A 13,644-nucleotide genomic window follows, 5' to 3' on the forward strand; every position below is an offset into this window, starting at 1 on the left:
CAGCCGTCCAAGATCGGCCCGCGCATGGCGGCCAGCCCCGTTCGGGCGGGCGCCCGAAAATGCCTGAGGTGCCAAGCATCTCGCCATGCTAGGAAAATGCCAAGGTCGAGGCACAGCTCCGCTCGCACGCGCCATGATGCGCGCGGGGAAGGCGTTCCAGTCTGCCCTGCTGCAGGCGGCTTAACAAAGCTTGCAGCCGGGAACAACCACTCAACGACTCGCGTTTCTTGCCAAGGCCCGCTTCTTTTGCAACGGGGCGGCGGGCGTCGAAGGCTCGCAAATGTCGCGCCGGCGTTTCAATCGCACTCGCCTCAGCCCTCACGATTTGGCTATTTGTGAACGCGTGTTTGATCAGGTTTGCGCAGATGAGCACATTGACCCTCTAAGCCTGGATGCCGAAGCCTTGGCGGTGATGATTGTCGCAATCTTCCGAAACGTGACTACCAATGAGCGCGAACTGCTGGAGGAAGTTAGGTCTCTTCGTCGCTCAAAAGGCGCAGAGAAGGCGCACTAGCTAGGCGGCGTTCCGAGGCGAATTGTTCTAGTCCCGCATTGGCACAATCGGATTGGCATCTGAATTGCTCATTGAGAATCGCCAGAGTGTAGCCACCGAGCTTGCGAAGGGGACGGAAATGGGCTTAGCCGAAGACTTATCGGATGTCGCGCTCACATTCGAATGTCCGGATTGCTTGCATCCGGCGGTAAGAAAGGGCTCTGCACTAAGAACAATCGCGCACTTCAGATGCGACGGGTGCAACGCCAAGGTGCGGATGACCTATCCGCAGAAGCTCGCGATCTTCGAAAAGCACAGGCTATTGGCCGCAAGCAGCCGGCAAAGCCGCGGGAAGCGATTGTACGCCCCCTACCGGGGCTGATTGCCGCCGACAACACGACACAGAAGGAAAATGCCCAAGGTCAGGGGCACAGATGCGGCCGAAGTGGCTTCGCGACCTCTGCCGCGTGCAGCGACGCGTGCTTAACACTTCCTCATCCGCGCGGCCTTCGCCCCTTTTGACGCATGTTGACCACGGCAATGCCGCCCAATCGGAATAATTCGGGCGAAGGGCTCGTTAGTTCTTTAGGCGATGCTAAAATACGGCAAAGTGTCCGAATGTCATTTCATGAAGCCCGCCAGACAGGCTGCGGCTCGCTCTGGCCTAACCTCGAAGGGAACCAGGGATGAAAATTTCGACTTCTCTCACAAGACGAAGTGTTGTCGCCGCGCTGGCGCTGGCCGCCGCATCGACGTCGGTATTGCCTGTCGACAAGGCGCTCGCGCAGACGAAGAAAACCACATCCGAGAAAAGTCTGTATGAGCGGCTGGGCGGCGTGTTTGCCATCGCAGCGGTGATCGATCATTTCAGCGACGCCGTCGTGAGGAACCCGATCGTCGGCCAAAAGTCCAAGAATCCGCAGCTGCGCAAATGGCACACCAAGAACCTGGAAAGGTTGCCCGGCCTTAAGTTCATGCGCACGCTGTGGGTCTGCGACGTTTCTGGCGGGCCCTTCAAGTTCGTCGCCACCAAGCCCGGCACGACGCCGCTCGGTCTCGAGGAGGCGCATCGCGACCTGCGGATTTCCCCCGCGGAATTCGATGAGGTCGCAGCCGAACTCGGGCGGACGTTGGATCATTTCAAAATTCCGAAGCCTGAGAAAACCGAAGTCCTGGAAGCTTTCGCCGCCCACAAAGACGAGGTCACCGCCGGCTACGTCAAGCCGGGCTGAAGCGCTTATATCGCGCGGGCATTCGTTCTGAGCATGGCGCGCATCGCCGTGACGATGCGGCGCGGCCGTAGCTCAGCGCGCGCAGTCTTCCGATGGATTCTACTCGGAACCTGCGCGAACTGTTTCCGCGCTGAGCGACCCTTCCGGCAGTGGCAGCATGAGTTCAGCCTCGGACTTCGTCAGATGGATCCATGCCGCCCAGTCCGATGGCCGCAGCACAACCACTTGCCGATTGTGATATGGCGCGACATCCGGCCCCGGATCGGTCGTCAGCATCGTGAACGTCGGCGGCTTGTTGCCGACACCCTCGCGCCACAGCCCGGCAATCGCCATGAACGAATGGCCATTCAGCGTGAACCTGTGCTTGGTTTTTGGATATTTCGCTCCCGTGAATTCGAAGAATGCCGACGCCGGAACGAGACAGCGCTTGCTGTTGCTGAACTGCCGGCCCTCCGAGCGAAAGTTGAATACAGGTCCGCCTTTTGGCCCGGCCGGGGGAAAGCCGAACGTCATCGACGCCAGTTCGATTGCGTCGCCGGCGGCGCGCATTACCGGCGCGGGGTCGTTGATGTGGATGTCATCCGCCTGCGGCAGATCCAATTCGGTTTGATGGCTGGGGATTTTGAGCGCCAGCGATTCCATCATCCGGCAGTATTCGGCCCAGGCGATGTGCTGCTCGTAGTCATTGCACATGGAAAGGCTCCGTACGCTCGACCGAGATCAGTTCAACATAGCGTTTATCGGTTGGCGCCGATTGCTGGCGGATTTGATATAAGCCTATTTGGGCCGGCGTGCGGCAGCGATGGCCTGCAACAGATTGATGCTGTTCACGTCGGGTTCGCTGGATGCGGCAACGGCAAGTGCGGCGGCTTCGGCGATTTTCGCGACGTCGTCGCTGCTGATCGTTCTGCGCTTTTCCAGCAGATTTACAAGTTCGACAATGAGAAGAAAGGCGTTCACGCCATATCGTTCGGCTTTGAGCTCGAACTCGCCTCGAGCCAATTTCTCCGCGTCTCCTTCAGCCCGTTTGTCCACGTGATCGCCCTCTACTTTTGCCGATAACCTATTAACGCTTAGCACGAATGGTTTAATCCTTCGAACTGGCCACAACCTTCGCCAATTGCCGGGCATAGTGTCGCCGGTGGCAAGGGCATGGGTTCAGCCAAGGATGAGACCAACCAACAGAACGGTAAGAATAAAGGACAACACGACGGCAAGTAGCCCGCATGCTTCCAAAGTGTTGGTTTGCCAAGCTTTCGTCGGGCGCCTCCGGTTTGAATTCCCGTTTCGCGAAACAAACTTCATCGGGCACCAGATCGGACGCGGAGCCGGCTTGAATTTGGCAAAGCGCTCCTCTTCATCGGCCCGGAAGGCATCTCCGCGAAACTCCGGAGCACCGTATGCGCGGCGCCGGCCTGCCTTTCATCGACGCGAGCAATCACCAATACGACACCCTCAGCGATCTTCGGCTTGCGCGGCTTCTGGGCAAAATTGGCAAAAGTTCCGAGAAGCACGCCGGCAAAGCCGCCCCAAGCCGCACCGACCAGGGCCATGCCGGTCATCCCCGCAGGATCAACGTCTTGAGCTCCAAAAGCGCTGAAGCCGGCCAACAGACCAGCCGTCGCGCCAAGTGCGGCACCAGCGACGGCACCTCGCCAGAGAGCGCTCATCTCATCTTCGTAATATCCAGCAACGCTGATCGGTTCATCATTGTCATTGTAAGATCCGACGACGCTGATTTGCCGGCGACGAATCCCGGCAGCCTGAAGCCTGGCAACGGCACGTGCTGCCTGGGCATGGGAATTGAACAGCCTGCTGATCGTTTGCATTTACGTCCAGGCCCGCCGCCCGTTCGGAGCGTCGGGGCCTCTCCTCCCTGGCTTGAACTCATCCGCCCGGACGCATCTTCGTCGCGCCAAAGCTCACCACAACGTGAGCCAGCCGGCTACGTTCCTCAGCCGGGGCTTCGGTCCAATCCTTGAGTATCTTGCTTGGGACCTAAGTCTGACCTGCTTGAATGCAACGGGCAGTGAGGCCACGCCGAGAGGGAGCCGTTGCCGAATCGAAGAGGTCGAGGAGAGGGCTAAGGCCTATCGCAGACCCAAAAAGCTCAAAATGACTATTACGATCACGATCGCGCCGACCAGCCAGATAATGTTGTTCATGATTACGCTCCTTCGCCTACGGGCTGGGCACGCCGAGGCGAAGCCCGCCACGCAAGTAGAACATCAGATATGGCTAAAGCATCCTCGCGGGCCTCGCTGTCGAAAGAGCCCACCGCACCAGTCGGCATGGGCGACGCAGAGTTTCACCCCGGTGGTGGGCAGCAAACGGCATTGCATCCAAAGGCTCAGCTGATGCTTCTGGACCAGTTATCAACCTGGCGCTCCGCCTCTTCCTTGGCAATGCCATATCGCTCCTGGATGCGTCCCAAGAGCTGGTCCCTATTGCCCTCGATACGATCAAGATCGTCGTCGGTGAGGTCACCCCACTGCTCCTTCGCCTTGCCTTTGAACTGCGTCCATTTTCCCTTGATTTGATCCCAGTTCATATGTTCCTCCTTGCTTCCTGGGCCCGCACTGAAGCGGAGCGCGGACCGATCGGCATTTCAATGTTGGTGACGAATGAAGATTAGCAGCCGCTAAAAGTTCCAGTGCCGGCGCAAAAAGCCCGTCGTGCCCGTGCCGGACTGCGAGCTGATGTTGATGATGCCTGGAGCTTGATGCTCTTTCGCGGCACTGTCTTATGCCGTTGAAGGCGCTGAGCTTCTTGCTGGTTGGCCTTGGCTGGCAAGCCTCGAAAGGCTGCCCGGCAGCATTGTTCTGTCCTTGCCGATCATGAGCACGCCGCTGTCGGGCGCCAACAGTGCCGAGAACGGCAGCATCGCCGCGCCGATCGGCGAGGCCTCGGGGCCGAATTGTCCCGAGACGATTTCCGGCGCCACGATGCCGATGGCGCTGATCCTGTTGAACTGGGTCTGCACCTTTGCCAGCAGCTCGAGATGGATCGGCCGCGGCAGGATGCTGTCGAGAACGATCGCCTCGATGTCGATGACGGAGGTGATGGCGATGATCGCCTCGACCAGCGCATTGGCGCAATCGTCGATCCATTCGGACAGCGGTTCGCGCGCCCCTGGCGGCAAGGGGTCGAGTTCGCGCACGCGGTTGATCTCGATGCCGCGCGATTTGAGATGATTGACCAGCACATAGATCGAAGCGCGATGCAGCAGGCTCTGGTAGCGCGCCGGCTTGGCCGCCACCGAATCGAGGCTTGAAGGCGAGACCGGCAAAGGACCGAGCGCGGCGCTGTTGCCGTGCGGCCCGGTATGGACCTTGCCGCCTTGCACCAGTCCGCCGCCGACAAAGGTGTCGATCGAGATATGCATGAAGTCGCGGAACCGCGCGCCGGTCCCCTGGATGAGTTCGGCGAGTGCGGCCGATGATGCGTCGTTTTCCACGAAGACCGGGGTCTTCGGCTTTGTGGCGAAGAACGTCGTCAGATCGATTGCTTCCCAGCGGCTGCCGAGATCGTCGGGAAAGCCGAGCTCTTCGCTCCAGCCGCCGAGGAAATATGGCGAGGCGATGCCGACGCCGACGATGCTGGCATCGCCAAGCCCCTCGACCAGCTTGTCGAAATTGGCCAGCGACATGTTGCCTGCCTTGAGCACCATGTCGGGATCCGGAAAGCGATATTCGTGCGACTCGCGCGAGCGGACCTCGCCGGCAAAGTCGACGAGCACGGCTTCCAGCGCGCGCCGGCCGATCTTGATGCCGACGCTGTAGATACGCTCAGGTGCAAGTCGGTAGAGAGTGGATGGCGATCCGCGTTGCCCGAACCTTTTTCCCACTTGCTTTACGAATCCGGACGATTCCAGCCCGTCGACAATGGTGGCGACCGCAGCCGGCGTCAGATTTGCGGCGCGCGCCAGATCGGACTTGGATGCCTCCTTCAGGCGGCGAATGGCATCAAGCACGAAGCGCTCGTTATAATGCCGAACCTTGACCGAATTGCTGCCTTTTCCGGACAAAACCGGCGCCTCCCCATTCATTCCCGCAGAGCCACTCCAGCCGCTTGCAGCTTTGAGGCTGCCGCGGGGTCGAGCACTCCAATCGCACCCGTGCGCGACGCGACAGTGCCCTTCGCGGCCATGGAAGTCAATTTTCCAGTTGCGGCATTCGGCCATTTAATATAGCAAATTGAAAAAACAGGACCAGGGAGGAAAGGTGCTGCACTTGGGCGCATTAGGCGAAGCCGACGCCATGGTGAAGAGCGACGCGGCTGTCCCCGTTGCCCTGGTTCAGGCGACAAAAGCCTTCGGCGGCACGATTGCCCTCAAGGACGCGTCCTTCGAATTGCGCTCAGGCGAGGTGCTGGCTCTGCTTGGCGAAAACGGCGCCGGCAAGAGCACCTGCGTGAAGCTGCTGGCCGGCGTGTATCTCCCGACCGGCGGCCATGTCGAAGTCGATGGCAAGCCTGTGGTCTTCCATTCGCCGCACGACGCCCAGGCTGCCGGCATCTCGGTCATGCACCAGCACCCCGGTCTTTTCCCTGATCTTTCGGTGGCGGAGAACATCTATCTCGGCCATATGCCGCGCGACCGCTTCGGCGGCATCGACAACGCCGCCATGCTTGCCGGCGCGCGCAGGGTGCTGGCGACAGTCGGCCTCGACGTGCCGGCCGAAACCCGGCTCGGAATGTTGCGCACCTCCGAACAGCAACTGGTCGAGATCGCCCGCGCCCTGTCGCTCGACGCGCGGGTGCTGATCATGGACGAGCCGACGGCCGCCCTGTCGCAGCGCGAGGTCGAGCGGCTGTTCACTGTCGTCGCCGACCTGCGGCTGCACGGCGTGGCGATGATGTTCGTCGGCCACCGCATGGACGAGATCTTCCGCATCGCCGACCGCATCGCGGTGCTGCGCGACGGGCGTCTCATTGGCGTCAAGCCGAAGGCCGAGCTTGGCCGCGCCGCTGCCATCGGCATGATGGTCGGCCGTGAGGTCACCGACCTCTATCCGCAACGAAGCCACGCCACCGGCGCACTGGTGCTGGAGGCGAGGGGGCTTTCGCACGCCGGTGGCTTTTCCAATATCGACCTCAAGCTCCATGCCGGCGAGGTGCTCGGGCTCGGCGGCCTGGTCGGCAGCGGGCGGACCGAGATCGCGCGCGTGCTGTTCGGAATCGACCAGCCCGATGCCGGCGAAATCCTGATCGACGGCGAAGCTGTGCGCTTCGCGTCGGCACGCGACGCCATGGATGCGCGTATCGCCTATGTCTCTGAAGACCGCATGGGCCAGAGCCTGGTGATGGATTTTTCCATCCTCGACAACGCGGTGCTGCCAGTCCTCGACAAGACAGCCCGCTCCAGCTTCTACGGCACGAACCGCGCGATCAATCTGGTTTCGGACTGGCTGAAGCGCATGAAGCTTCGCTTTTCCGGCTACGCGCAGCCGGTAAAGGAACTGTCCGGCGGCAACCAGCAGAAGGTGGTGTTGGCCAAATGGCTGCGCACCGAACCGCGCGTCCTCATCCTCGACGAGCCGACGCAAGGCATCGATATCGGCACCAAGGCGGAAGTGCATGCGATGATCGCCGACCTTGCCGCCCAGGGCATGGCAATCATCTTGATCTCCTCCGAAATGCCCGAGCTCATCGGCATGTGCGACCGCATCATCGTCCTGCGCGAAGGCCATCGGACGGCCGAATTTGCCAGGGGCGAAGCCACTCAGGAAAAGGTGCTGGAAGCAGCGACCAAGGCCGGCGAAAGCGCCGATGCGGCGGCACAGGCCGCCCGCGAGGAGAAGAGAAAAGGACCGCTCGACATACTGAAGCGGCGGGAGTTCGGTCTGCTCGCCGCGATGCTGGCGGTCGCCATCCCGGTCACCATCATCAACCCGCGCATGGTGAGCGCTGCAAACCTGACCGCCGTGTCGATGGATGCCGCCCTGCTCGTCGTTGCTGCACTCGCGCAGATGCTGGTGCTGATCACCCGCAACATCGACCTTTCGATCTCTGCGGTGATCGGCCTGTCGGCTTACATGGCGGCCAGCATGGTCCAGGCCTATCCAGGGCTCGACATCGGCATTGGCCTGATAACCGCATGCGCCGTCGGTGGCGTCGCCGGCCTGATCAACGGCCTCGTCGTCACCAGGGGAAAGATCCCGGCGATCGTCGTCACGCTGGCCTCGATGTCGATCTTCCGTGGCTTCAACTCGATCTGGGCAGCCGGTGATCAGATCAGCGCCGACGAAGTCACGCAAGCCTGGCTCGACATGACCGGCCTGAAGATCGCCGGCGTGCCGCTGATCGTCATCATCGCGATCGTTATCGTGTGCCTGGGCTACGTGCTGCTCTATCGCACAGCGATCGGGCGCGAACTGTTCGCCGCCGGCTCCAATCCCGACGGCGCGCGTCTTATCGGCATCCCCGTCGACCGCCGCATTCTGCTGGCCTTTGGCATGGCCGGCCTGCTCGGCGGCCTGTGTGGCGCGCTGTGGGCATCGCGCTATGCGACCATCGATGCACGCGTCGCGCTCGGCTTCGAACTCACCGTGATCGCGGCGGCGGTGGTCGGCGGCGTCGCCATCCGCGGTGGTTCGGGCACGCTGCTCGGTATCATCCTCGGCGCGCTCACGCTGCTCGTCATCAAAAACGGGCTGACGCTGGTGCGCGTCGACCCGCTGTGGCTGCAGGGCGTCTACGGCCTCGTGATCCTGGTCGCCATCGGCATCGACACCTTCATCGTGCGGCGGGCCGAGCAGGCAAGACAGGCGAGGGCGCGGTGAAAAAGTTCCTCCGTTCGATCGACTTCTGGGATCTGCTGCTGGCGACCTCTTGCGTGGCCATCTTCCTCTATGCCGCGATCTTCGTGCCGAATTTCGTTTCCGGCTTCAATCTCTCGCAACTGGCCGCCAGCGCCTCGGAAAAGGCATTGCTGATCCTGCCGATGACGCTGCTCATCATCACCCGCGAGATCGACCTGTCGATCGCCTCGGTGCTGGCGCTGACGTCCGTCGTCTTTGGCTTGCTGGTCCAGGCCGGTGTGCCGACACTTGCCGCAATCCCGCTGACGCTCGTCATCGGCGGCCTGCTCGGCGCCTTCAACGGCTATCTGGTCTCGGGCCTTGGACTGCAGTCGTTGGTTGTGACGCTCGGCACCATGGCGCTCTATCGAGGCATTGGCTACATCCTGCTCGGCACCGGCTCGGTCAACATCCTGCCGCCCGCGGTCGTCGATTTCGGCATCAACAACCTGCCTGGCACCGAGATACCGTGGACCATCGTGCCCTTCCTGGTGCTGGCGCCGGTGTTTGCGGTCGTGCTGCAGAAGACGCCGACCGGCAAGCGCATCTACGCGCTCGGCGGCAGCCCCGAAGTGGCGCGCTATTCCGGCATAAACACGCGCCGGATGGTGCTGAACCTGTTCGTCGTCTCGGGCATCGTCGCGGCGATAGCCGGCATCGTCTATACCGCGCGCCTTTCCAACGCCCGCGCCAACAATGCGCTCGGCATGGAGCTCGACGTCATCACCATCGTGCTGCTCGGCGGCGTCAGCGTCTTTGGCGGCAAGGGACGCCTGACCGGCGTCATGCTGGCACTGGTCCTGATCGCCATCATCCGCAACGTGCTGGCGCTGAACCAGATCGGTGGCGACGCGCAGGGCATGATCATCGGCCTGCTTTTGATCGGCTCGCTGCTGGTCGGCAATTACTGGCGCTCCACACAGGAGATGCTCAGCAGATCCCGCGCAATGCGCGAGACAAAGGGGTGATCTCGGGCCCCTTCCTTCAAGCCCGAATTTTGACGGAGGAGTCACAATGAAAGCGTTTAGATTAGCCCTGCTCGCATCCGCGGTTCTGCTTGCGCCAAGCTCGCTGGCCTTCAGCCAGGAGTGCGCCAAGAAACCCGTAACGGTCGGTTTCCTGCCCAAGCTCGACACGGATCCCTACTTCAAAGTGGCCTTTGGAGGCGCACAAGAGGCAGCCAAGGAAATTGGCGGCACCGCTACCCAGGTCGCCCCATCGCAGGCGACCGCCGAGGCGCAGATCGAATTCATCAACAGCCTCGTGTCGCAGAAGGTCGGAGTCATCGCAATTGCCGGCAACGACGCCAATGCCGTCGCGCCTGCGCTGAAGCGCGCCGTTCAGCAGGGCGTCAGGGTGATTTCGTATGACTCCGATGTGGCCGCCGATGCGCGTGCGGTGTTCGTCAATCAGGTGAAGGGCGACAGTCTCGCCGAGATGATGCTCGAAAGTGCATTCGCCCTCAGCGGCGGTGAAGGCGAATTCGCGATCCTGTCGTCGACGCCGACGGCGACCAACCAGAATGCCTGGATCGACTTCATGAAGGCGAAGATGGCGGCCGAGCCGAAGTTCTCCAAAATGAAGTTGGTGCAGGTGGCCTATGGCGAAGAAAGCGAACAGATCAACCAGCAGCAGGCATTGGCGCTGGTCCAGGCGTTTCCCGATCTCAAGGTGATCATCGTCCCGGCAGGCATCGGCCTTCCGGCGGCCGCGCGTGCACTCGAGGAAGCGGGCATGATCGGCAAGGTCAAGCTGACCGGCCTCGCGCCGGCCACTCTGATCTCGAAATACATCAAGGACGAAGCGGCTCAGGATATCTGGTGGAACGTCACCGATCTTGGCTATCTTACTTATCAGACGGCCCAGGCGTTTGCGCAATGCAAGATCACCGGCAAGGAGGGTGAGAAGTTCACGGCAGGCAGGCTCGGCGAATACACGATTGGCGCCGGCGGCGAACTGATCCTTGGTCCGGCCAAGATCGTGACTCCCGAAAATCTGGCCGAGTTCAAATTCTGATCCTATAGAGCTTGAGTTCTAGGGGGCGCCGGTCCATCCGGCGCCCTTCCTAAAAACCTCTCGAATGAAAACAGTGCGGGGCGGCAATGAAGATATTGCTTGCAGGCGAAACCTTTGCAGCGACGACCTCGGTTGCCATCGGCAGCGACGTGCTTACAAGTGCGGCCTCGGCAAATGGTGCGACGGCCTTCAATGCCGCGCTGGCCACTGAAGGCATCGCGGTCACGCAGATCGGCGGCGAGCGTTGCGGCGCGGAGTTTCCCTATGACCTCGATGGGCTCGCCCAATATCAGGCGGTGGTGATCTCCGACGTCGGCGCCCTGACATTGCTGGTGACGCCGGATGCCCGCGCCGGGCGTGTCGGCGTCAACCGCCTCGATGTGCTCAAGGCCTATGTCGAAGGTGGCGGCGGGCTGATGCTGGCCGGCGGTTACATGGGCTTTCAGGGCATGTTCGGGACGGCGCGTTTCCACGACACCCCGGTCGAGGACGTTCTGCCGGTCCGTTGCCTACCCTACTGCGACGGCATGGAGGTGCCGCAAGGACTGCAGGCCTCCGTCCTGCAGTCGTCACATCCGATTTTTTCCGGGGTGGAGGGGCCTTTGCCGCCGATTCTCGGCATGAACAAGCTGGAATTCAGGCGCGACGGTTCGTCCCGGCTTCTGGCGACCTGCCACCATCGCGGCACCGACTGGCCGCTCCTTGCCGTCGGTAGCCATGGCCGCGGCCGCACGATTGCCTGGGCAACCGATATCGGCCCGCATTGGCTCTCGCAGGATTTCCTCGGACGGCCGTTCTACGGAAGACTGATGGCGAACATGGTCCGTTGGCTCGCCGGCGATGAATGAGAAAGCTGGTTTGACCAGTGCGGCTGCCCAATCCTCCAACGAAAGACCAGGCTATCAAGCATACGTTGAATCAGGACGGCAGTGGCTCATAAACCGAAACCCCGATGTATCGATCGTATGAGCCACGATCTTTCTCAGGAAGCTTGTCTCGGGTTACACGCAATGTGAATCCCCCCTGCAAGTGCCCCGCGTCGAGAACCATCCAATCGAAAATATCATCGCCTTCAAACGAAAGTCGCTGTCCGACTTGATGCCATTTCTGAAGCTCGGGTGGCACCTCGAAAAACGTACCTGAAAATAGCCGCTCCTCAGCATGATAATGCACAGCGGCAAGCCAAAGGAAAACAAAGTGGTCCTCCCGAAGGCGTACGGACTCGTCGGGATCGCGAAACCGAAGCTTCGCGGAACAGAAGGCATCTGCATTTCCCTCGATATGTTCGACAAATGTCGGCACACTCGCAAGCGCGCGATCGTAAGCTGCTAGGAAGGCGGGGTCTGTCTGCGAGATAGCCGTGAAGAGTGGCTCATTCCGCGGTTCGTCGAATTCACCGTTCGATTGAGATTTTTCGCTCATAAAAGACCTCTTGGACTAACCTTGCGAAGTCCGCGCGCTTCTTCCTGGTGTGGGGAGACGGCGCTCGCGAAGCGGTGTCGCACTACCAGCCAAAGAGTCCTATCACGCTACCGACCAACCGCCATCCTCCAATATATTCGCGCCAGTCATCAGTGACGCCGCCGGCGAGGCGAGGAACACCACGGTGCCCGCGACGTCGATCGGGTCGCCGATGCGGCCGAGCGGAATGTGGCCAGCACATGCAGGCGAGTGCGCAGGCGCGGCCGATGCCGCGCGAGGCCCCGGTGACCAGCACCACCTTGCCGGCGAGGTCGAATTTCGGCGTGAACTCATTTGTCATGCGATTCCACCTTGTTCTTCAAATCGGACCGGCTGCCGTGTCGAACCGAAAAGGCTCGCGTGAATTCGGCGCCCAGCAGAAATATCTCGGCCGAATAATAGACCCATAACAGCACGACGAGCAGGGCGCCGGCCGCGCCGTATGACGATGAGATGGCGCTGGTTCCGATATACCAGCCAATCAGCGACTTGCCGATGGTGAACAGAAACCCGGTGACCACGGCGCCGATGCCCACATCGCGCCATTGCAGGCTGCGGTCCGGCAGCACCTTGTAGATTGCGGCAAACAGCAGCGTGATCAGGGCAAACGAGACGATCCCGTTGATCGCGCTCAGGATGATGGTGCCGAACGGCAGGTAAGCGTTGATGACTTCTCCGAGCGCCGAAATTGCAGCGCTTACGACCAGCGACACCAGGAGCAGAAAACCGAGGGCGGCGACCAGGCCCAGGCTTGCAATGCGTGCCCGAACCATTCGTGAAATCGTTGCCCCGCTCGGTTTGACTTTCCAGATTTCGTTCAACCCCAGCTGCATCTCGCCGAACACGCCGGATGCGGCGACGAACAGCGTGACCAGCCCCAGAATGCTGGCGAGGGTTCCGGCTTCCTTCTGCGAGGCGTTTTCGATCGTAGCTCGCAGCAGCTCGGCACTTTGCGGCCCCATCAGGCCAGCGATCTGTGCCGAAAGGGCGAGTTGCGCCGCCTCGTGCCCGAAGGCCATGCCGGCAATAGCCACAACGATGAGCAGGATCGGCGCAAGCGAGGTCGTGGCATAAAACGCTATCGCCGCCCCATGGCTCAGCGCATTGTCGTCGATGAAGCCGATGACGCTCTGCTTGAGGAGCCTCCAGCCCTCTGCTGCCAAATTCCACATGTAGGCCTCGCATGCCTGTCAACAAACAAGTAGCGGCGGCGCAGCGCTAGGCGAGGGGTGGGGGCTCGGCCGGAACAAAGCCGGCAACGGCACGCTGTACAAAGCGATCGCCTATAAAGGCGGCGTGCAGCGAACATCCTGCGAAAGGTGCCGCTCGACTGGCCGGGGACGTGCTCACGATGCAATCAGGGGAACTGTGACAGTTGTCTGATAATGTATCGGATATCGGTTGAAATACGGGAACTCGATCACGAACGCATATTGGGCGGTCAGATGTGCCATGCGAAAGCCGCCGCTGGCGACGTCGATTGCTATTGTTACGTCGACGTCTTTCAATCCCAAATCCAGTAATTTTTCCGTGGCAATGGCTTGGATCTGGGCCTGAGTCAGCGAGTTCTTCATTTGCAGCGCACGTGACGACGTTTCCAGCGTGTACCGAACACTCGACATAGCATTCAGAGCCCAGCCGA

At 61.1% G+C, this 13,644-nt stretch carries 14 protein-coding genes and 1 pseudogene; 7 read left to right on the forward strand and 8 right to left on the reverse strand.

The features are described from left to right. Window positions 1-190: 190 nt before the first annotated feature. The gene (locus NKH16_RS28290; RefSeq protein WP_352453636.1) at window positions 191-514 is read left to right on the forward strand and encodes a hypothetical protein; all 324 of its coding nucleotides are present in this window, start codon (window positions 191-193) and stop codon (window positions 512-514) included. Window positions 515-1,179: 665 nt separating this feature from the next. After that, on the forward strand, window positions 1,180-1,725 hold the full coding sequence (locus NKH16_RS28295; protein WP_352457047.1) for a group I truncated hemoglobin: 546 nt from the start codon (window positions 1,180-1,182) through the stop codon (window positions 1,723-1,725). Between the two features lie 99 nt (window positions 1,726-1,824). Here the strand turns inward: NKH16_RS28295 and NKH16_RS28300 are convergent, their stop codons facing one another. Then, entirely contained in the window at window positions 1,825-2,418 is a 594-nt protein-coding gene (locus tag NKH16_RS28300) for an SOS response-associated peptidase (RefSeq protein WP_352457048.1), read from the reverse strand. Window positions 2,419-2,502: 84 nt separating this feature from the next. Continuing rightward, window positions 2,503-2,856: a hypothetical protein gene (locus NKH16_RS28305; protein WP_352902996.1), complete on the reverse strand. Its 354-nt coding sequence runs from the start codon at window positions 2,854-2,856 to the stop codon at window positions 2,503-2,505. 269 nt (window positions 2,857-3,125) lie between these two features. On the opposite strand from NKH16_RS28305, the gene NKH16_RS28310 reads away from it, so the two are divergent. Further along, window positions 3,126-3,707 carry a hypothetical protein gene (locus NKH16_RS28310; protein ID WP_352457052.1) on the forward strand — a complete coding sequence of 194 codons (582 nt, stop codon included), beginning with the start codon at window positions 3,126-3,128 and terminating at the stop codon, window positions 3,705-3,707. 368 nt (window positions 3,708-4,075) lie between these two features. Here NKH16_RS28310 and NKH16_RS28315 read toward each other — a convergent pair whose 3' ends face one another. Both NKH16_RS28315 and NKH16_RS28320 read right to left on the reverse strand, forming a co-directional pair. Further along, window positions 4,076-4,276, reverse strand: a complete 201-nt coding sequence (locus NKH16_RS28315) for a CsbD family protein (protein WP_023719429.1) — start codon at window positions 4,274-4,276, stop codon at window positions 4,076-4,078. A 192-nt stretch (window positions 4,277-4,468) separates the two neighbouring features. Then, window positions 4,469-5,752 (reverse strand): ROK family transcriptional regulator, encoded by a 1,284-nt coding sequence (locus tag NKH16_RS28320; RefSeq protein ID WP_023677417.1) that lies wholly within the window; start codon window positions 5,750-5,752, stop codon window positions 4,469-4,471. A gap of 196 nt (window positions 5,753-5,948) precedes the next feature. Here NKH16_RS28320 and NKH16_RS28325 point away from each other — a divergent pair, with 196 nt between their 5' ends. The 4 genes from NKH16_RS28325 to NKH16_RS28340 all read left to right on the forward strand — a co-directional run bounded on the left by NKH16_RS28325 (window position 5,949) and on the right by NKH16_RS28340 (window position 11,389). After that, window positions 5,949-8,507 (forward strand): ATP-binding cassette domain-containing protein, encoded by a 2,559-nt coding sequence (locus NKH16_RS28325; RefSeq protein ID WP_352902999.1) that lies wholly within the window; start codon window positions 5,949-5,951, stop codon window positions 8,505-8,507. Beyond that, window positions 8,504-9,493 carry an ABC transporter permease gene (locus NKH16_RS28330; protein WP_352903001.1) on the forward strand — a complete coding sequence of 330 codons (990 nt, stop codon included), beginning with the start codon at window positions 8,504-8,506 and terminating at the stop codon, window positions 9,491-9,493. The genes NKH16_RS28325 and NKH16_RS28330 overlap by 4 nt, the downstream gene beginning before the upstream one ends. Before the next feature lie 46 nt (window positions 9,494-9,539). After that, window positions 9,540-10,541 (forward strand): rhamnose ABC transporter substrate-binding protein, encoded by a 1,002-nt coding sequence (locus NKH16_RS28335; RefSeq protein WP_352903004.1) that lies wholly within the window; start codon window positions 9,540-9,542, stop codon window positions 10,539-10,541. A gap of 86 nt (window positions 10,542-10,627) precedes the next feature. Then, the gene (locus NKH16_RS28340) at window positions 10,628-11,389 is read left to right on the forward strand and encodes a glutamine amidotransferase (RefSeq protein ID WP_352903007.1); all 762 of its coding nucleotides are present in this window, start codon (window positions 10,628-10,630) and stop codon (window positions 11,387-11,389) included. A gap of 70 nt (window positions 11,390-11,459) precedes the next feature. Here the strand turns inward: NKH16_RS28340 and NKH16_RS28345 are convergent, their stop codons facing one another. The 4 genes and pseudogenes from NKH16_RS28345 to NKH16_RS28360 all read right to left on the reverse strand — a co-directional run. Then, window positions 11,460-11,963, reverse strand: coding sequence for a DUF2314 domain-containing protein (locus NKH16_RS28345; protein ID WP_352571645.1), 504 nt, complete (start codon window positions 11,961-11,963; stop codon window positions 11,460-11,462). Window positions 11,964-12,065: 102 nt separating this feature from the next. Beyond that, a pseudogene (locus NKH16_RS28350) lies at window positions 12,066-12,206 on the reverse strand (SDR family oxidoreductase); the annotation flags it as partial. A gap of 86 nt (window positions 12,207-12,292) precedes the next feature. Further along, a complete protein-coding gene (locus tag NKH16_RS28355; RefSeq protein WP_352748538.1) occupies window positions 12,293-13,174 on the reverse strand; it encodes a YihY/virulence factor BrkB family protein in 882 nt (293 codons plus the stop codon). 174 nt (window positions 13,175-13,348) lie between these two features. Beyond that, on the reverse strand, window positions 13,349-13,644 hold a 296-nt coding region (locus NKH16_RS28360; protein ID WP_352748541.1), incomplete at its 5' end, for a pilus assembly protein.

Origin of the sequence: Mesorhizobium sp. M1307 (assembly GCF_040318155.1) — a bacterium.
In the GTDB taxonomy this organism is placed as follows: domain Bacteria; phylum Pseudomonadota; class Alphaproteobacteria; order Rhizobiales; family Rhizobiaceae; genus Mesorhizobium.

Bases quoted from the DNA above. Each gene is read 5' to 3' on its own strand.
- NKH16_RS28340 (WP_352903007.1), top strand. From the start codon at position 10,628: ATGAAGATATTGCTTGCAGGCGAAACCTTTGCAGCGACGACCTCGGTT.
- NKH16_RS28300 (WP_352457048.1), bottom strand. From the start codon at position 2,418: ATGTGCAATGACTACGAGCAGCACATCGCCTGGGCCGAATACTGCCGG.
- NKH16_RS28355 (WP_352748538.1), bottom strand. From the start codon at position 13,174: ATGTGGAATTTGGCAGCAGAGGGCTGGAGGCTCCTCAAGCAGAGCGTC.
- NKH16_RS28315 (WP_023719429.1), bottom strand. From the start codon at position 4,276: ATGAACTGGGATCAAATCAAGGGAAAATGGACGCAGTTCAAAGGCAAG.
- NKH16_RS28305 (WP_352902996.1), bottom strand. From the start codon at position 2,856: ATGCCCGGCAATTGGCGAAGGTTGTGGCCAGTTCGAAGGATTAAACCA.
- NKH16_RS28310 (WP_352457052.1), top strand. From the start codon at position 3,126: ATGCGCGGCGCCGGCCTGCCTTTCATCGACGCGAGCAATCACCAATAC.
- NKH16_RS28295 (WP_352457047.1), top strand. From the start codon at position 1,180: ATGAAAATTTCGACTTCTCTCACAAGACGAAGTGTTGTCGCCGCGCTG.
- NKH16_RS28345 (WP_352571645.1), bottom strand. From the start codon at position 11,963: ATGAGCGAAAAATCTCAATCGAACGGTGAATTCGACGAACCGCGGAAT.
- NKH16_RS28335 (WP_352903004.1), top strand. From the start codon at position 9,540: ATGAAAGCGTTTAGATTAGCCCTGCTCGCATCCGCGGTTCTGCTTGCG.